Origin of the sequence: Geomonas sp. Red32 (assembly GCF_023652955.1) — a bacterium.
GTDB lineage: Bacteria > Desulfobacterota > Desulfuromonadia > Geobacterales > Geobacteraceae > Geomonas.
The window spans coordinates 944,248-960,950 of the sequence record NZ_JAKLOY010000001.1; the positions used below are offsets into that span (position 1 = coordinate 944,248).

At 60.6% G+C, this 16,703-nt stretch carries 16 protein-coding genes; 8 read left to right on the forward strand and 8 right to left on the reverse strand.

Annotation, left to right across the window (positions count from 1 at the left end; all coding sequences use genetic code 11):
* Positions 1 to 1,878: a malto-oligosyltrehalose trehalohydrolase gene (gene treZ, locus L4X63_RS04050; protein ID WP_250677303.1), complete on the reverse strand. Its 1,878-nt coding sequence runs from the start codon at positions 1,876 to 1,878 to the stop codon at positions 1 to 3.
* Between the two features lie 144 nt (positions 1,879 to 2,022).
* Between treZ and L4X63_RS04055 the strand changes: the two genes are divergently transcribed.
* A complete protein-coding gene (locus L4X63_RS04055; RefSeq protein ID WP_250677304.1) occupies positions 2,023 to 2,988 on the forward strand; it encodes a cation diffusion facilitator family transporter in 966 nt (321 codons plus the stop codon).
* Positions 2,989 to 3,078: 90 nt separating this feature from the next.
* On the opposite strand, the gene L4X63_RS04060 is transcribed toward L4X63_RS04055, so the two are convergent.
* The 3 genes from L4X63_RS04060 to L4X63_RS04070 form a co-directional block, all read right to left on the reverse strand.
* Positions 3,079 to 3,522 (reverse strand): DUF2383 domain-containing protein, encoded by a 444-nt coding sequence (locus tag L4X63_RS04060; protein WP_250677305.1) that lies wholly within the window; start codon positions 3,520 to 3,522, stop codon positions 3,079 to 3,081.
* Positions 3,523 to 3,634: 112 nt separating this feature from the next.
* Positions 3,635 to 3,799, reverse strand: coding sequence for a hypothetical protein (locus tag L4X63_RS04065; protein WP_250677306.1), 165 nt, complete (start codon positions 3,797 to 3,799; stop codon positions 3,635 to 3,637).
* Between the two features lie 71 nt (positions 3,800 to 3,870).
* Complete coding sequence (locus L4X63_RS04070) at positions 3,871 to 4,050, reverse strand: SAP domain-containing protein (protein WP_250677307.1); 180 nt, start codon at positions 4,048 to 4,050, stop codon at positions 3,871 to 3,873.
* A 228-nt stretch (positions 4,051 to 4,278) separates the two neighbouring features.
* On the opposite strand from L4X63_RS04070, the gene ligD reads away from it, so the two are divergent.
* From ligD to L4X63_RS04085, 3 genes are all read left to right on the forward strand, one after another.
* The gene (ligD, locus tag L4X63_RS04075; protein ID WP_250677308.1) at positions 4,279 to 6,927 is read left to right on the forward strand and encodes a DNA ligase D; all 2,649 of its coding nucleotides are present in this window, start codon (positions 4,279 to 4,281) and stop codon (positions 6,925 to 6,927) included.
* 76 nt (positions 6,928 to 7,003) lie between these two features.
* Positions 7,004 to 7,180 (forward strand): DUF1328 domain-containing protein, encoded by a 177-nt coding sequence (locus tag L4X63_RS04080; RefSeq protein ID WP_250677309.1) that lies wholly within the window; start codon positions 7,004 to 7,006, stop codon positions 7,178 to 7,180.
* 184 nt (positions 7,181 to 7,364) lie between these two features.
* Positions 7,365 to 7,844, forward strand: coding sequence for a hypothetical protein (locus L4X63_RS04085; RefSeq protein WP_250677310.1), 480 nt, complete (start codon positions 7,365 to 7,367; stop codon positions 7,842 to 7,844).
* A 139-nt stretch (positions 7,845 to 7,983) separates the two neighbouring features.
* On the opposite strand, the gene L4X63_RS04090 is transcribed toward L4X63_RS04085, so the two are convergent.
* Entirely contained in the window at positions 7,984 to 8,190 is a 207-nt protein-coding gene (locus L4X63_RS04090) for a MerR family transcriptional regulator (RefSeq protein ID WP_250677311.1), read from the reverse strand.
* A 187-nt stretch (positions 8,191 to 8,377) separates the two neighbouring features.
* Between L4X63_RS04090 and L4X63_RS04095 the strand changes: the two genes are divergently transcribed.
* Positions 8,378 to 8,878, forward strand: coding sequence for an FKBP-type peptidyl-prolyl cis-trans isomerase (locus L4X63_RS04095; RefSeq protein WP_250677312.1), 501 nt, complete (start codon positions 8,378 to 8,380; stop codon positions 8,876 to 8,878).
* 244 nt (positions 8,879 to 9,122) lie between these two features.
* A complete protein-coding gene (locus L4X63_RS04100; RefSeq protein ID WP_250677313.1) occupies positions 9,123 to 10,046 on the forward strand; it encodes a tRNA dihydrouridine synthase in 924 nt (307 codons plus the stop codon).
* 71 nt (positions 10,047 to 10,117) lie between these two features.
* On the opposite strand, the gene L4X63_RS04105 is transcribed toward L4X63_RS04100, so the two are convergent.
* Positions 10,118 to 11,365, reverse strand: coding sequence for an MFS transporter (locus tag L4X63_RS04105; RefSeq protein ID WP_250677314.1), 1,248 nt, complete (start codon positions 11,363 to 11,365; stop codon positions 10,118 to 10,120).
* 240 nt (positions 11,366 to 11,605) lie between these two features.
* Between L4X63_RS04105 and L4X63_RS04110 the strand changes: the two genes are divergently transcribed.
* Positions 11,606 to 12,646 (forward strand): GMP reductase, encoded by a 1,041-nt coding sequence (locus tag L4X63_RS04110; protein ID WP_250677315.1) that lies wholly within the window; start codon positions 11,606 to 11,608, stop codon positions 12,644 to 12,646.
* A gap of 152 nt (positions 12,647 to 12,798) precedes the next feature.
* Here the strand turns inward: L4X63_RS04110 and ovoA are convergent, their stop codons facing one another.
* Both ovoA and L4X63_RS04120 read right to left on the reverse strand, forming a co-directional pair.
* Entirely contained in the window at positions 12,799 to 14,901 is a 2,103-nt protein-coding gene (gene ovoA / locus L4X63_RS04115; RefSeq protein ID WP_250677316.1) for a 5-histidylcysteine sulfoxide synthase, read from the reverse strand.
* A 310-nt stretch (positions 14,902 to 15,211) separates the two neighbouring features.
* Positions 15,212 to 15,391, reverse strand: coding sequence for a hypothetical protein (locus L4X63_RS04120; protein WP_250677317.1), 180 nt, complete (start codon positions 15,389 to 15,391; stop codon positions 15,212 to 15,214).
* Between the two features lie 231 nt (positions 15,392 to 15,622).
* Here L4X63_RS04120 and tdh point away from each other — a divergent pair, with 231 nt between their 5' ends.
* The gene (gene tdh, locus L4X63_RS04125) at positions 15,623 to 16,666 is read left to right on the forward strand and encodes an L-threonine 3-dehydrogenase (protein WP_250677318.1); all 1,044 of its coding nucleotides are present in this window, start codon (positions 15,623 to 15,625) and stop codon (positions 16,664 to 16,666) included.
* Positions 16,667 to 16,703: the final 37 nt, after the last annotated feature.

Here is a 16,703-nt window from a genome sequence, read left to right on the forward strand (position 1 = left end):
TTAACCTCCTATCGCGTCGCTCGCGTAGACGAGGACGTTGAATGGGTGGATGGCGATCTTCGTGCAGACCGCAGGGTCTTCCACGGAGACGGTATCGGGAGCCGGCTCTCCTGGCCCCTTCCAGAATTGGGACGAGGCATCGAGGATCTTCGACCAGCCGCCCGGCTTGAGGTTGAGCTCGATCTCTTCGGTCATGTTGCTGAAGCTGAAGAGGCAGAGGACCCCGTTGGAGCCGGCCTGACGGTGGATGGAAAGGACGCGCTGCTGCGGCAATCCGCAGACATCCATCTCACCGCGGCGGGTCACCTGCAGGGCCGGGAGGGTGTTTCTCAGCGAGAGGAGCTTCCGGTAGAAAGCGAGGATGATCGCCTGCTCCCCTTCCCTCTTCACCGTCAGGTCGAGCTTACATTCCAAGTATACCGGCTCGGCCGAGGGGTCGGGGATTTCCCCCTCGCAGATCCCCGAGGCGTGCTCCTCGTGCTTTCCTTTCCTGACCGCCTCGATCAGCTCCTGGTCGCTGTGATCGATGAAGTAGTGGAAGGGGGCCCGTTCCCCGTACTCCTCCCCCATGAACAAAAGCGGGATGTAGGGCGAAAGGATCACCGCCGCGGCGGCCAAAAGCAGCTTCTCGATCGGCTGGTTACTGCTCAGGCGGTCTCCGCATTTCCGGTTTCCTACCTGATCGTGGTTCTGGGTGAACACGACGAATTGGGAGGTGGCGTTTTGGCTGGCGTGGCCGCCGTAACGGCGCTTTCGATAACGGGAGTACTCGCCGGTAAAGACGAAGGCCTCCTGGTACGCCTTGACCATCTGGCCGAACTGGCCGAAATCCTCGTAATAGCCGGTGGTCTCCCCGGTCAGCAGCGTCCGCAGCGCGTGATGGAAGTTGTCGCACCACTGGGAGTCGATCCCCAGGCCGCCTATCTCGGGGGGATTGATGAGCTTGGCGTCGTTGGTGTCATTCTCGGCGAAGAGATAGATCATCCTCTCCTGCCTCTCGCGCTCAATCGCCACCTGCTCGGAGAGGTGCCTCAGCACCGGCTTGGGGGTCATGTCGAAGATCCAGTCCACCGCGTCGAGCCTCAGGGCGTCGATGTGGAACTCGTCGATCCAGTAGAGGGCGTTGGTGACGAAGAATTCGAGGACCTGGTCGCTATAGGGGCCATCGAAGTTGATGGCGCCCCCCCAGGGGGTACGGTACTTGTCGGTGAAGTAGAAGCCGAATTCCCCGTTGTGGTTCCCTTCCGGGCCGAAGTGGTTGTAGACCACGTCGAGGATGACGGCGAGTCCCTTGCGGTGGCAGGCATCGATCAGCCGCTTCATGCCGTCGGGACCGCCATAACTGTTCTGGGGGGCGAAATGATGGACGCCGTCGTACCCCCAGTTCCTCTCGCCCGGGCACTGGGAGACCGGCATCAGCTCGACCGCGGTGATCCCCAGCTCCAGCAGATAGTCGAGAAAGTTAATGGCCGCATCGAAAGTCCCCTCCTTCGTGAAGGTGCCGACGTGAAGCTCGTAGATCCGGTAACGCTCGAGCGGGATCCCGGTCCATCCCTCGTCCTGCCACATGAAGAGTGAGGGATCGACCACCTGGGAGGGCTGGCTGATGCCGTTGGGCTGGTAGCGCGAGACCGGGTCGGGAAGCCCCTCCTTTTTGTTGCCCAGCTGGTAGAGATACAAGTCACCGTCTCCCGCCTCCGGCACCGCCGCCGAAAAATAACCGAATTCCTCCTTCTCCATAGGAAAGGTACCGACCGCCTTGCCGGAGAGAAGAAGCAGGGTAACGGTCTCCACCCGCGGAGCCCAGACACGGAAGCGGGTCCCCCCCTCTTTCAAAACAGTAGCGCCAAGGTCGAACTGCCATGAGGCCGTCGCCATAGATACACCTCCAGAAGTAGGCACGGATTGGGTAACGCGATAGATAGGGCAAGGATTTATTAAAGATACTTTATGGTATTCTCATGTCAACGTAAGGGGGAGGTAACAGAGAGTATAGCAAAGCGGCGACGCCTGGGGGGGCCGATGAAGAGCGGGGCAAAAAAAGTGATCATCGCCGCACTGGGCGCCAATCTGCTGATCGCCGCCACCAAGATGGTAGCGGCCTGGATCACCGGCAGCTCCGCCATCCTGTCCGAGGCCATCCACTCCATCGTGGACGGCGGGAATCAGGTGCTCCTGCTCCACGGCCAGCGCAGGGCCGCCCTCGCCCCCGACGAGGAATTTCCCTTCGGGCATGGCAAGGAGATCTACTTCTGGAGCTTCGTGGTCTCCATCCTGGTCTTCTCGGTAGGCGCCGGGTTGTCGCTCTTCGAGGGTATCAACCACCTGATCCATCCGCAGCCCATGCGTCACGTGAAGGTCAACTACCTCATCATCGCGGCCTCCCTCCTCTTCGAAGGCTTTTCCTGGGTGATCTCCGTCCGGGAGCTCGGCAAGAGCAAGGCGCCCGGCCAGGGGTACTACCGGGCCATCCGCGAAGGTAAAGATCCGAGCCTCTTCCTGGTCGTACTGGAGGACACCGCCGCCCTGTTGGGGCTGGCTGCCGCCCTGGCGGGGATCTACCTCGCCTCCCTCACCGGATCCCCCCTTTACGACGGCGCCGCCTCGGTCGTCATTGGCCTCATCCTCGGCGGAACCGCCATTTTGATCGCGCACGAAACCAAGGGGCTCCTGGTCGGGGAGGCGGCGTCGCGTGAGGTCGTTCAGCTCATCAAGGAGATCGTGCAACATGGCGAGCATGTCGAGCATGTCAACGAGGTACTGACCCTGCACATGGGGCCGGAGTATATCGTCGTCAACATCAGCCTCGACTTCAACGACGAGGTCTCGGCCGGGGAGATCGAGCGGACGGTGCCTTTGCTGGAGCGGGAGATCAAGCTGCGGGTGCCGGAGGTGAAGAAGGTCTTCGTCGAGGCGGAGGCCTGGCGGCGGCCGAAGGTAAGGAGCGTGCTTTTGGAGGGGACGGCGGCTGGCCCTCCCGAACAATGAGCAGCAGCCACCGGCAAAGCAAAAGGCCCAAATCGTGACGACTTGGGCCTTTTTTATCGGCTACCGGTCCTGGGCTACGAGAGTTCCGCCTCAGCTTTTCTGCAGGGTCTGCAGGGCTTCGCGGACAAAGGCCAGGTGGCGCTGTTCGTCGGCGTAATTCTGTTCCACGAGGGTCCGGATGTCCACCGGGAAGTCGAGCTTGCAGGCTTCCTCATACTTCGAGGTGGTCAGCCGCTCGTTGGTCTCCATGGCCTCGAGCGCTCCCTTGGTGCCCGTCAGGCTGCGGAGCGCGGTGAACCCGGAAATGATGAACCCCTTGAAGTCCGAGCTGAGCTCAGGCGGGGTCCCGCCCAGTTCCAGCACCTTGGATGAGAGGAGGTCGATGTGCTTGCGGTGATCCGCCTGGAACAGGATCAGCTTGTCCTTGATGACCTGCTCGTTGACGTTCTTGATGGCTTGGTCGTAAGCGTGGGTGGCGTCGACGTCCAAGTGAATAAGCTTCTCGAGCTGGGTGAGAATGTCGTCTCTATTCATGGCCTACCTCCAAAAAATTAGATTTTTTTAAAGTTAGCACACGAAGCCGTGTTTTCAACACCCGGGGGAAGAATTTACCTCTCCCGGCGCAGACTTCACCCTCCCACGAATCTCATTCCCTCATCCGTTCCAGAATCCTCCACTCATGCCCGGTCTGATGGTGGTGGTTGTTGGCGGCCTCTTTGGCGACCTCCTTGCTGCTCAGCCACCCCGTGATCTTGGCGCACCCCCCCTTGCACACGGGAAGGTATTCGTACCTGCTGTAGTCGTGGTCCATGGCGACTCCTTTGGGGGCCAACCGGGAACGACTTCATCCCCCTTTTATTCAAGGATAACGCCATCGCCTCGTTACTGGCAATCCTCCCGCCAGAGACAATGCTCCTGGCCGCAGACCTTGGCGATCCCGGTCTCGAAGCACTCGTTGTTCCCCTCGGTTCTCTGGATGGTCCTGATCAGTTCGGTCTTTTTCATCTTCCCCACCGGGATGGACATCCTCTGCGCGATCTCTTTGATCTCCTGAACTTTCATAGCCTCTCCTTAAGTGGGCTCCCTTCGCACTGGAGAAGGGAGCCACCTGCGTTTTGATTGCCCCGTTGAGGGGCACGGCAACAGTCACGAAAGATTAATATAAACTCAGAATTCAGACCAGAAGAGTCACCACGTCAAATCCACCACTTCTTTTACTGAAGCGGATAGATCCATCTTTGGCTGAGCCGGGGAGACGTGTGATAGACTGGTGGGAGGTAGGGTATCCCTATGACGCTTCAAGAGTATCAGAGGAAAAGGGATCTGACAAAGACACCGGAACCGGGTCCCGGTACTCATCAAGCGGAAGCCGGACTCCGGTTTGTTGTTCACAAACACGCCGCATCTCACCTGCACTATGATTTCCGGCTTGAGCTCGATGGGGTCTTGAAAAGCTGGGCCATTCCCAAAGGTCCTTCACTGGACCCGTCGATAAAGCGGCTGGCCATGATGGTCGAGGACCATCCCTATGAGTACGGCAGTTTCGAAGGGGTTATTCCCAAGGGGAACTACGGGGCGGGCGAGGTCATCATCTGGGACGAGGGGACGTATCATGCCCCGGGAGTGTCAGCCGCCGAAAGTGAGCCGCTGCTGCGCCGGGGACTGGAGAAGGGCGACCTGAAGTTCGTCCTGGATGGTGAAAAACTGAAAGGCGAATTCGCCCTGGTGAGAATCAAGGCGGACAAGGACAACACCTGGCTCCTGATCAAGAAGAAGGACAGCTACGCCACCGATAAAGACGTGACCCGCCTCGACCGTTCGGTGGTCAGTAACGCCACCATTGAGGAGCTCAAGGAAGGGATTTCTCCCGCCAAGGAGCGCTACTCCGGCACAGGGTCCACAAAGGCACCAAGGTCCACGGGGGCCACGAGGCCCGTGCAGCCCGCAGAGTCAACGCCTTCCACGCCGCCGGCAGGCTCAACGCCGTCCGCACAATCCAAGTCCGCCCCCCCGCCCGAAGCCGCGCCACATCCTGCCCCGATGCCGCACCAGATAATCCCCATGCTTGCGGGGACCAGCGAGGAGCCGTTCGACGACCCGGACTGGGTATTCGAGATCAAACTGGACGGCTACCGTTCCGTCGCCGAGATAGAGAATGGCAACGTCCGGCTGTACTCCCGCAATAAGATCTCCTTCAACCAGCGCTTTCCCCAGGTTGCCGCCTCCCTTGCCGCCATCAAGGCGGAGGCTGTTCTCGACGGGGAAGTAGTGGCCCTCGACGAACAGGGAAGGTCCTATTTCCAGCTGTTGCAGAACAGCCAGCGGACCGGAGAGGGAAGCATCGTCTACTTCGTCTTCGATCTTCTCTATCTGAACGGGCAGGACCTGCGCCGCCTTCCCCTGCTCACCAGGAAAGAGATGCTCCGCGCCCTGCTTCCCGATCTTCCCAACGTTAAGTACAGCGATCACCTTGCCGAGTTCGGCCGGGATTTCTTCGACCTGGCCCGCCAGAAGAACCTGGAAGGAATCATCGCCAAGCGGGGAGCCAGCCCGTACCTGACTGGTAAACGGAGCAAGGACTGGCTGAAGATCAAGATCCGTCTTCAGCAGGAAGCGGTCATCTGCGGCTTCACCGAACCGCGCGGAAGCAGGAAATGGCTCGGATCGCTGGTGCTCGGCGTCTACGAAAATGACGAAATGATCTACATCGGGCTGACCGGCGGCGGTTTCGACGATGCCGCCCTCCAGGAGGTCCATGGAAAGCTCGTGCCGCTTATCCGGGAAAAGTCGCCGTTTCAGCAGAAGATCAAGACGGACATGCCGGTGACGTGGGTGAAGCCTGAACTCGTGTGCGAGGTGGAGTTCTCCGAGTGGACTGACGAAGGAGTGATGAGGATACCGATCTTCCTCGGGCTTCGGGAGGACAAGGACCCCAGACAGGTGGTCCGTGAAGTTTTCCCCGCCGAGGCCGACGCGCAGAACGCGCAGAAAGCGCTGGCCGCGCCAGAGGAGGCTCAATCCCCCCCTCCGAAAAGCCAGCTTCTCATCATCGACGGCCGGCGTCTGGAGCTTACCAACCTCGGCAAAGTCTTCTGGCCCGACGAAGGGTACATCAAGGGAGACGTCATCGACTACTACCGGACGGTGTCGCGCCTGATCCTCCCCCACCTGCAAGACCGCCCCGAATCGCTCTACCGCACCCCGCACGGCATCACCGAAGGAGGCTTCTTCCAAAAGGAAGCCGGCGCCCTCCCCCCTTCGTGGATCGCCACCAAGGTGATCTATTCCAAGCACGTCGACAAGAATGTGAAATTCTTCGTCTGCCAGGACGAGGCGACCTTGGTGTACATGGCCAACCTCGGATGCATCGAGATCAATCCCTGGCTGTCACGGATCCAGAACCTCGATTACCCCGACTACCTCGTCATCGACCTCGATCCCGAGGATATCCCCTTCGAGAAGGTGGTGGAGACCGCCCTGGCGGTGCGCCGGGTACTCGAGCGGGCGGGCGCCACCAGCTTCCCCAAGACCTCCGGCGCCACCGGCATCCACATCTACGTCCCGCTGGGGGCCAAGTACGACTACCACCAGGCGGAACAGTTCGCTCACGTCATCGCGACCCTGGCCCATCAGCAGGTCCCGGAATTCACCAGTCTCCTCCGGAGCCCGTCGAAGCGGCAGAAAAAGGTCTACCTCGACTTTCTCCAGAACAAACCGGGGCAGACGCTGGCCGCTCCCTACAGCATCCGCCCCAGGCCCGGCGCCACGGTCTCCACGCCCCTCAGGTGGGAAGAGGTCCAAGCCGGCCTCCACCCGAGCCAGTTCACCATCCGGAGCATCCTCAGGCGCCTGGAGCAGGTGGGAGACCTGTTCGGCGGCGTGCTGGGACCCGGTATCGATATCGTAAGCTGTATCGACAACCTGGAGCGGGGAGGCTAGCTATCTAGCGTAAAGGGGGGTGTGCTATACTGGCGGTAGCAGTAAGGGACGACAAAAAAACAGGAGGTGGACCGATATGTTGCGATGGGCTCTGATCTTCTTCATCATTTCCATCATCGCGGCGTTTTTCGGATTCGCCGGCGTCGCCACTGCGGCAGCAGGTATTGCAAAACTGCTCTTCTACCTGTTCCTCGCAGTAGCAGTGATCATGCTGATAGCAGGATTACTTGCCGGACGAAGCATCACCCGATAGTTTCTCTCTCTTTAGATGTTCAGCTTCGATCGAATCAGGCGGCTCTTTGGCCGCCTTTTTCAATTCCTCCCCGATTTTTACAACTCTGGTCCGGACCTTCGCAGTTGTAAAACAATATTTTATTTGCTATGGTGTCACCTGCCGAGGCGAGCCCGCCTGGCGAATCCACCACGAGGAGAGCCGAATGGCCAATATCGTTGATTTCAAGAAAATGGATAAAACTATCAGGATCTTCGGTGTGGTCCAGATCGCGCTGGTGGCCCTGCTTGTCTTCATGGCGGTGGAGTTCCAGCAGAAACTGCGGATGCTCGGGCGGGAATACCGGTTCATGCACGGGGTGCTGGCGGCCTTCGCGTTCCAGATGCTGCTTTTCTTTCCGATCTTCAAGCTGGCCGGTAAGGACGCCGACCGGGACCTCTCGGTGATGGGGGGAACGCTGACCAGCGCCGAGATGAACGCGGTGGCCAAGAAGAAGCGCTTCAGCGATATCATCAAGATCGCCCTGCTGGGCTTTTTCGTGGTCTTCGCCACCGCTGCCCCGCCGGACCCTTTCATCCTGAGCGTCATCTACTACAGCTTCATCCTCACCATCCTCACCTATCTCCAGTGCTACAACTTCCACGCGCGCAAGCTGAAAGAGCAGGTTAAGGCCGGGAGGAAATAGGCAAAACCACCCTCACCCCTCACCCTCTCCCCGAAAAGGGCGAGGGGTGCATTGGGGGAGAAGGTGGCCGAAGGGCGGGTGAGGGTAAGCTTGCCAAGCCCGAACGAGTTGATGAGCGTGTTATCGAAGCAGCAACACCTTACTTTTTAGAGTCCGCCGACTTGGCTCGCACCTGGGCGATCCGCTCCTCGGGGAGCCCCAGCCATTCGAGGAAACTCTGATGGCCGGTGGGATTCTCCCTCTCGAAGAGGGTATGCCAGTGCCCGACGGTTTCGTCATCCAATCCCAAAGCGCGGAACCTCAGGTTCCACTCCTCAGGTGTCACCTTTCTTTCCTTCTTTTCCATAAGGATTCCTCCTAGTACGGGTCAGCCTAATTGTTCCAGATACTTGATCAGCTGTAAAGGGGACCGCACTGTAAACGGTCTAAATCACCATCCTTTGTAGATTTTGCTGGACTACGGTGGCGCTCACACGTACCATTCAACCGACTACCCCTCAGGGGAACTAAAATCAGACAAAGGAAACATCCATATGGCAACAGCTAAACAGGGCGATAAGGTTCTTGTAAATTACGTCGGCACCCTCGAGGACGGTTCGATCTTCGACAGCACCATGCATGAGCATGATCACGATCATGGCTGCTGCGAGGACGACGACTGCGGCTGCGACGATGAAGGCTGCGGCTGCGAGACCGGCCCGATGGAGATCACCATCGGCAACGAGGACTTCTTCCCGCAGATCGAGGAAGCCCTGGTCGGCATGGCCCCCGGCGAGAAGAAGACCATCGTCATCCCCGCTGAAGACGCCTTCGGCGAGTACGACGAGGAAGAGGTCTTCCAGATTCCCCGCGAGCAGCTTCCCCCCGAGATCACCCCCGAAGTCGGGATGGAACTCGAACTCTCCGGCGAGGACGAGGATCCGATCGGCGTTACCATCGTCGAGGTCAACGACGAGACCATCACCGTCGACGCCAACCATCCGCTGGCCGGCGAGGACATCACCTACGAAGTAGAGCTGGTCGAGATCCACTAATAACCGGAGCATCACAAAACAATGGGGGGACGGTCGACGGCCGTCCCCCCGCTTTTTATGGCACCATTTTTTCCCGATGACCGTTACCTTCACTAAAAACAGTACCCACCTCCCGGCGGCCACCGCGCCCCATTCTCCGGAAGTATCCGAGGGGCACACCCCCGATCCCCACGGTACCGGCCAGGCTCCACGGTACAGCGCCACGGGCCGGCTCCTTCCCTGGCGTTCCGGAGAAACCCCTCTCATGCTCGCCCCCATGCAAGGGCTCACCAACGGCGCCCTGCGTTCCCTCTTTATCGAATGGGTCCGCCCCGACGTGGTCTGTACCGAGTTCATGCGGGTCAACCCGGTGGCCGCCAAGAAGCGGTTGATGCCGAGCGACATCCGGGAGATTAGCGGCGACGAGATGGGCGTGCCGCTCATCGTGCAGTTGATCGGCCACGGCCGCGAGGCCCTGGTCTCCGCCGCCCAGGTTGCCCAGGACGCCGGAGCGATCCACCTCAACCTCAACATGGGATGCCCGTACGGGCGGATGACCAGCGGATTGACCGGCGGCGGGATGCTGAAACGCCCGGAACTCCTCGAAGAGATCCTCCCCGCCATGCGCGAGGCGATCACCGGGAGCTTCTCCGTCAAGCTCAGGGCCGGGTACGACGACCCGTCGCAGGTCTTTTCGCTCCTCCCGCTCTTCGAGAGGGCGAAGGTCGACTTCCTGGTCCTCCATCCGAGAACCGTCCGCCAGGCCTACCAGGGGTTCGCCGACCACTCCATCACCGCCGAGGTGGTGAAGCGGACGGACATCCCGGTGATTGCCAACGGCGACATCAGGAGTACCGCGGGAGGATTGCGGGTTCTCGAGGAGACCAAGGCGGCCGGGTTGATGCTCGGGCGGGGCGGGATCGGGGAGCCGATGCTCTTCGAGCGGCTGCGCGGGCGGGCCTGCGCTGAGCCGGACCTCCGGGAACGCGCCACCACGCTGCACCGGTATCTGACGGAGCTGCTGCCGCGCTACGCGTCTCTTTTCTGCGGCGACGCGCACGTGCTCGGGAAGATAAAAGGGGTGGTGTCCAACGTCGAGGACTCTGAACTCGAGTACGAATTGAAAAGGTTGACGAGGTCAAAGACCCTCGATGCCTTCCGGCAAGCGCTGGAGGAATTGGCGCCGTAGAGGAATCACCGGACGGCAACGGGAGCCGAGGCGGAGCCGGAGCGTGAACCGCAACGGCTGCTGGAAGCAGGCTACTTCTCCTCCCAATAATCCTTGGCAAAGAAGAAGAGGGCGATGGCGACCGCCAGGCAGGCGATAGGAAGCTGGAAGGCGGCGTGGAACGCCTGGGCGGAGGTCTCGGGAGCCGTTTTCTTGTACGACCCGATGATCACCCCCATTGCCTGCTGCATGGAGGCGGCGCCGAGCAGAACGAAGAAGTTCACCGAGGTGAGCGCGGTCCCGACGATGCGGACCGGGAACATCGAGCGGACGATCGGATAGATCAAAGCCCCGCTGGAGACCCCGATCCCCAGCACGAAGAAAAGCCCCCACAACGCCGGCGCCGGCAAAAGCTCCACCCACCCGAGGAAGCTCGTCATGAGCAGCAGCAGGAGCACCTGGCCGGCCAGCAGCATCTTTTTATAGGAGTGCAGTACCTTCCTCGCCACGTTGTCTGTGAAGAGGCTCCCCACGATGAAGCCGAGCGAGGTACACATCAACGCCTTCCCCGTCGCCTCGCGAGAAAGCTTCAGCACTTCCATCAGGTAAGGCCCGCCCCACAGTGCCTGCACCGCCAGGTAATTCCCGTACCAGGCGAAGGCCACCCCCCCGAGCAGCAGGAAATCCCGGCTCCCGAAGATCCGTTTCCAGGCCTCCACCATACCTATCGGGGAGTGGTGCTCCTCCGCTGCCGCCAGTTGGAGCGGCGGCCGGTCCCTCACGACGAGGTAGACGAAGAAGGTCGCCACCGCCTGGAGGATACCGACCGCCAGGAAGGAATTGCGCCACCCGGTCATGGCGACGGCAACCGCCAGCGGGGCCGTCCCCGCCAGGTTACCGAGGTTCCCCGCCGCCACCATCAACCCCGACAGTCTTCCGAACTCCTGCTTGGTGAACCAATGGCTGAAGACCGCCAAGGATGCCATCAGGACGCAGGCGGTACCGGCGCCGATCAGCACCCGCCCCGCCATGGCGGCTTCCATGCCGGCAGCCTGGGAGAAGATGATCCCCCCGGCCGCAGTCAACATGCCGCTTACGCTTATCACCAGCCGGCTGCCGAGGCGGTCGATGAGGGGTCCCAGCGGAAGCTGCGCCGCGGCATAGACGTAGAACAGGATGCTCGACAGCGATCCGAGCTGGACCGGATTGAGCTGCAGGTCGCGCGCGAGGTCCTTCGCTACCACCGCCAGCGAGACGCGGTAGAAGTAGACCAGGATGTAGACCAGGGCCAAGACGAAAAAGATCTCCCAGCGCTGGCGGCGCAGACGTTTGTCGAGCATCGCGATCCTCCGGCTGGGCACTCTAACACACAGTTATCCATGGGTAAAGTAACCGCTCGACGCTTTACGTCACCTCACTGACACAGCATCTCTTGGGCATACCCGATATCGCTCTCTTGATACGGCCGGGAATTGGGATACTCTCTTTTGAGTCAGCCGCCATGCTATGACAGTTCTTTCCATTGCAGCCCTGCCACTTTCTCCTTGCCGGTTTCACGAAATTCAGCAGCGAGGTTCCCAATGTTTCTCGAAAGCGATATAAAGCTCGGATTCTCCGACGTTTTGATCAGACCGAAAAGGTCGAATCTTAAGAGCAGGTCGGAGGTCGACCTCTTGAGGACCTTCAAGTTTCTCCACAGCGGGTACGAATGGAGCGGCGTGCCGATCATCGCGGCAAATATGGATTCCACCGGCACCTTCGAAATCGCCGACGTGCTGGCCAGGCATGGCATGTTGACTGCCGTCCACAAGCACTACTCCCCCTCGGACTGGGATGCCTATCTCCGCGACCGGCCGGAGGGGATCTACTCACGCATCATGGTCAGTACCGGCACCTCATCCGAGGACTACACCCGGCTCTGTAAGATCCTCACCAAGCATCCGCTGCTCGATTTCATCTGCGTTGACGTCGCCAACGGATACTCCGAGAGCTTCGTTGCCTTCGTGAGGAAAGTGCGGGACACCTTTCCGAGGAAGACGATCGCGGCGGGAAACGTGGTGACGGGGGAGATGGTCGAGGAGCTGCTCCTCTCCGGGGCCGACATCGTCAAGGTCGGCATCGGCCCCGGCTCGGTCTGCACGACGCGGATCAAAGCGGGAGTCGGCTATCCTCAGCTCTCGGCTGTGATCGAATGCGCGGATGCCGCTCACGGGCTGGGGGGAAGGATCATTTCCGACGGCGGATGCACCTGCCCCGGCGACGTGGCCAAGGCCTTCGGCGGTGGAGCCGATTTCGTCATGCTGGGTGGGATGTTCGCCGGTCACGAGGAGAGCGGCGGTGAGCTGGTCATGAAGGACGGGAAGCCGTACAAACTCTTCTACGGTATGAGCTCGATCACCGCCATGGAGAAGCATGCCGGCGGGGTCGCCAAGTACCGGGCGTCGGAGGGGAAAATGGTGGAGATACCGTACCGCGGTGCGATCGAGGATACGGTGAGGGAGATCCTCGGGGGCGTGCGCTCCGCCTGCACCTACGTGGGCGCCGGGGCGCTGAAGGAGCTGACCAAGAGAACGACGTTTATCAGGGTGCAGGAGCAGGAGAACAGGATATTTGAGGAGTAGCCGGGCGGGGTGGTGTCCACCGCCGCCTTAAAACCTTCCCTCACCCGGCCTTCGGCCACCCTCTCCCCCAAGGGGGGCGAGGGTATATTCAATGGCGACATTCGGCGCCCTCCCCCCAATCGGGACAGAGGATTATTAAGCGCGTTTTCGCCTTACTTAAGCTGCCATACGGTTAGTTCAGCAACGGTGTGCTGGAACTTCCTTCGCGTTTCCCGGATGACAAACTCGAGATTCCTCGGCTCGCCCAGCATGGTGAAGTATGGCGAGAGCGCGGCCTTCAGCCCGTCGATGGTGTACACCGGTTCCCCCGCCTCACGGTAACCTCCCAGCCATTCCTCTTTCTTGGCGAACTCCTCCGCCCACGAGTACGGCGAAACAATCACCAGCAGCCCCCCCGGATTCATCCGCCCGCGGATCTCGTTCAAAAACCTCCGCGGACAGTAGAGCCGGTCGAGAAGATTGGCCGCCAGCACCAGGTCGTACCCGGTGAACTTGTCGGGGAGGTTGCAGGCGTCGGCCTGGTAGAACTGGACCTTGTCCCGTACCTCGTCCAGCCCGATCTCCGCCAGCGAAAGCTCGTGGTAGGTCAGGATCTCCCCCTCCTCTTCCAGGGCGTACCGCAGGTACCCTTCCTGCTGCATCCCGGCCGCGAGCCTGAAAAAGCGGCTCGAGAAATCGAGGCCGGTCACCTGGTCGAAGCCGCGGGCGAGTTCGAACGACCCTCGTCCCACCGCGCATCCGACATCCAGCGCCGTGCCGTGCGCCCTCCCCTTGACCAGCTCGAGGCAGATCTCCGCGCAGGCCTTCGGGAAGTTGGGGACACCGAAGTGTTCGGGGCCGTAATGCGCGTCGCAGTACTGGGCGGTCAGGGCGTCGGTCTCGTACTGGTTTTCGTGCTGCTCGACCGGGTTGTCGCTTTCCACGTAGCGAAAGCCGGCATGCTGGAAGAAGTGACGCCGGAAGGCATAGCGCGACTCCCGCGTGGCCTCGTTGCCGGTGGAGATCCAGGATCCCCCCTTGATGAGGTTGTGCCGGGTGTCGAAGGTCGGGGTGGAGAAATCGTCGTACCAGGGATGGATCTTGAACCCCTGGAAGGGGTAAATTGCCGTCTCCGTCCACTGCCAGACGTTCCCCATGACGTCGTAGAGCTCCCCGAACGGGAAGCGGTCCACCGGACAGGACGAGGCCCAGTACTCGAGGTTGATGTTACCGGGGGCCTGCTGCCACCCCTGCGGGTCGGGAAGTCCGGTCAGATCCCGCATCCGGTACCATTCGTCCTCGGTCGGGAGCCGTAACGCCTTGCCGCTCTTGGCTGCCAGCCAGTTGCAGAAAGCCTTCGCCTCCAGGTAGTTCACTTCGACCGGCCAGCTCCACGGGAGATCGATCACCTCCAGCATGGTCCTCAGCCCCCACCCCTCTTCCCTGCGCACCCAGAACAGCGGGAAGTTCGCCTGCTTGAAGTTCCTCCAGGCCCATCCCTCCTCCGTCCACCACTTCTGTTCCCGGTACCCTCCCGCCTCCACGAAGGCGAGGAATTCCTTGTTGGAGACCAGGAACTTGGAGGCGGAAAAGGCGTTCAGGACGGTTTCGCGGTGGCCGTACTCGTTGTCCCAGCCGTAGAGAGGATGGTCGTCCCCCTTCCCGAGCTTCACTTTCCCACCCGGGACCGGCACCAGCGAGTTCTCGGGAGGCTGTCCATCGTCCCGGCAGATTTCCCAGAACGGGAGGGGCTTCACCTGGTCGATGGGGAGCTGGCGGATCAGCACCGAGGAGGTCTCCAGGTGGATCCTCTCATGCTCGATCCCCATCATGATCGCCCAGAAGGGATCCTCCCAGGCGATAGGGAGGGTCAGCGGCATGGTCTTGATCAGCCCGTCCACCATCTGGCGCACCTTGTTCCTGAACTCCTTCACCTGCGACACGCTCGGCCAGTCGTAGTGGGTGGAGTCGAGATCGTCCCAGGACATCTCGTCCACCCCGACGGCGAAGAGGGACTCGAAGCGCGGGTTGAGGCGGCTTTCGATCTGGCGGGCGATGATGAGCTTGTTGACGAAGAAGGCGGCGGTATGGCCGAGATAGAAGATGAGCGGGTGGCGCAAACGGTCCGCCCGCAGGTAAAAGGCATCTTCCTTGAGAGGCTCGTAGAGCCGTTCGTGGAGGTCGTAGGTCGCGTGAAAATAGTCGAGTATCTCAGCACGCTTCGTTTCGGAGTCCCCTTCGTTGAGCACTACCGAATGAGTCTTTCGCAGATCCATTACTTCCTCCTACTGTCAAATCTGTGTTACTGGTACTCGGGGTGAAACAAAATCGGTGATGACCATAGCTTAGCACATAAATCGGACTCTCTCAGGGAAGTCACGGCGTGGCCATCCCCGCTTCTCTCTGACTCTAAATATTCGTCCCTTATTCTTTTGGCTTCTACATCCCTGTCCGCCCTTGCCAAAGCGGGGACAGTCAAACCCACGATACGCGCAACATATCTGTTGCTTCGCTACGGGTTCAGAAACAGTGAAGGCGGCCTCTGGGCCGCCTCCGGTTTCAAAATGTTATTGGAACTTGTTCTGCTTACAGTTCACGCGGCTGGCAGAGGTAACCGGACTCGTCGGCCTCCGCACCGCAACGGTTACAGGCGAATTTAGGGTCTTCGGAGTGCCGGTCGATTTCCTCCAACTTACCCTCCGCCCTGAGCTGGCACATGTGAACCTTGTGCTCGCCCGGTTTCGCGCAGCTTTCGGTTTCGCTCATATCGGTTCTCCTTACGTGGATTAACTCCCTCACCATGGTAGCACTAATCAAGTAAAGTAACAGGTTCTACGACTAACCAAGTTCTAGGTTCTACGTTCTATGTTCCAGGCGGCAGGCTGGCTCTGGGGTTCGATTTACTCTTCCGGGGGGGGCGGGTATTTACAGGACGCAAGAAGCGGGTAACAATTTTCCCTGGGGCTCACCTAATGTGGGTGGGCAAAGGGGGGGCAGATGCAGAAGACCATGAAAGCATTGGTGAAAAAATACGCCCGGCCCGGGCTCTGGCTCGACGAGGTACCCGTTCCCGAGGTCGGCATCAACGACGTCCTCATCAAGGTCCACAAGACCTCCATCTGCGGGACCGACCTTCACATCTGGGACTGGAACAGCTGGGCGCAGAAGACCATCCCGGTCCCGATGGTGATCGGCCACGAATTCGTCGGCAGGGTGGCGGCCATGGGGAGCAACGTCGCGGACCTCAATTTGGGCGACGTAGTCTCCGGGGAAGGTCACATCGTCTGCGGCCGCTGCCGCAACTGCCTGGCCGGGCGGCGGCACCTCTGCAAAGATACCAACGCGGTCGGCGTCAACCGTCCCGGCGCCTTCGCCGAGTACATCTGCATCCCGGTCACCAACGTCTGGCACGCCGACCCCACCATCCCGATGGATACCCTCGCCATCTTCGATCCCTTCGGGAACGCTACCCACACCGCCCTCACCTTTCCGGTCCTCGGCGAGGACGTGCTCATCACCGGGGCGGGCCCCATCGGCATCATGGCCACCGCCATCGCCCGCCATGCCGGTGCCCGCTACGTGGTGACCACCGACACCAATCCCTACCGGCTATCGCTCGCCAAGCGGATGGGTGCCACGTTGACGGTCAACGTGAAAGAGCGGACCTTGAGCGACGTGCGGCGCGAGCTCGGGATGAAGGAGGGTTTCGACGTCGGCATGGAGATGTCCGGGAGCCCGGAGGCCTTCAAGGACATGCTCCACAACATGTGCCACGGCGGAAAGATCGCCATGCTCGGGCTCCCCTCCGCCGAGCTCGCCATCGACTGGAACGAGGTCATCTTCAACATGCTGACCATCAAGGGGATCTACGGCCGTGAGATGTACGAGACTTGGTACCTGATGCAGTCGCTCATCAAGACCGGTCTGGACCTGGCCCCCATCATCACTCACCGGATGCCGTATGCCGAGTTCGAAGAGGCCTTCCGGATCATGGGGACCGGCCAGGCAGGAAAAGTCCTGCTCGACTGGGTCGAAGAATAGAGGGGAGAGGGATGACAGCCGCAACCAAGGTAGAGCC

Coding starts and splice junctions, on each gene's coding strand:
- treZ (WP_250677303.1), bottom strand. CDS start 1,878: ATGGCGACGGCCTCATGGCAGTTCGACCTTGGCGCTACTGTTTTGAAA.
- L4X63_RS04055 (WP_250677304.1), top strand. CDS start 2,023: ATGAAGAGCGGGGCAAAAAAAGTGATCATCGCCGCACTGGGCGCCAAT.
- L4X63_RS04060 (WP_250677305.1), bottom strand. CDS start 3,522: ATGAATAGAGACGACATTCTCACCCAGCTCGAGAAGCTTATTCACTTG.
- L4X63_RS04065 (WP_250677306.1), bottom strand. CDS start 3,799: ATGGACCACGACTACAGCAGGTACGAATACCTTCCCGTGTGCAAGGGG.
- L4X63_RS04070 (WP_250677307.1), bottom strand. CDS start 4,050: ATGAAAGTTCAGGAGATCAAAGAGATCGCGCAGAGGATGTCCATCCCG.
- ligD (WP_250677308.1), top strand. CDS start 4,279: ATGACGCTTCAAGAGTATCAGAGGAAAAGGGATCTGACAAAGACACCG.
- L4X63_RS04080 (WP_250677309.1), top strand. CDS start 7,004: ATGTTGCGATGGGCTCTGATCTTCTTCATCATTTCCATCATCGCGGCG.
- L4X63_RS04085 (WP_250677310.1), top strand. CDS start 7,365: ATGGCCAATATCGTTGATTTCAAGAAAATGGATAAAACTATCAGGATC.
- L4X63_RS04090 (WP_250677311.1), bottom strand. CDS start 8,190: ATGGAAAAGAAGGAAAGAAAGGTGACACCTGAGGAGTGGAACCTGAGG.
- L4X63_RS04095 (WP_250677312.1), top strand. CDS start 8,378: ATGGCAACAGCTAAACAGGGCGATAAGGTTCTTGTAAATTACGTCGGC.
- L4X63_RS04100 (WP_250677313.1), top strand. CDS start 9,123: ATGCTCGCCCCCATGCAAGGGCTCACCAACGGCGCCCTGCGTTCCCTC.
- L4X63_RS04105 (WP_250677314.1), bottom strand. CDS start 11,365: ATGCTCGACAAACGTCTGCGCCGCCAGCGCTGGGAGATCTTTTTCGTC.
- L4X63_RS04110 (WP_250677315.1), top strand. CDS start 11,606: ATGTTTCTCGAAAGCGATATAAAGCTCGGATTCTCCGACGTTTTGATC.
- ovoA (WP_250677316.1), bottom strand. CDS start 14,901: ATGGATCTGCGAAAGACTCATTCGGTAGTGCTCAACGAAGGGGACTCC.
- L4X63_RS04120 (WP_250677317.1), bottom strand. CDS start 15,391: ATGAGCGAAACCGAAAGCTGCGCGAAACCGGGCGAGCACAAGGTTCAC.
- tdh (WP_250677318.1), top strand. CDS start 15,623: ATGCAGAAGACCATGAAAGCATTGGTGAAAAAATACGCCCGGCCCGGG.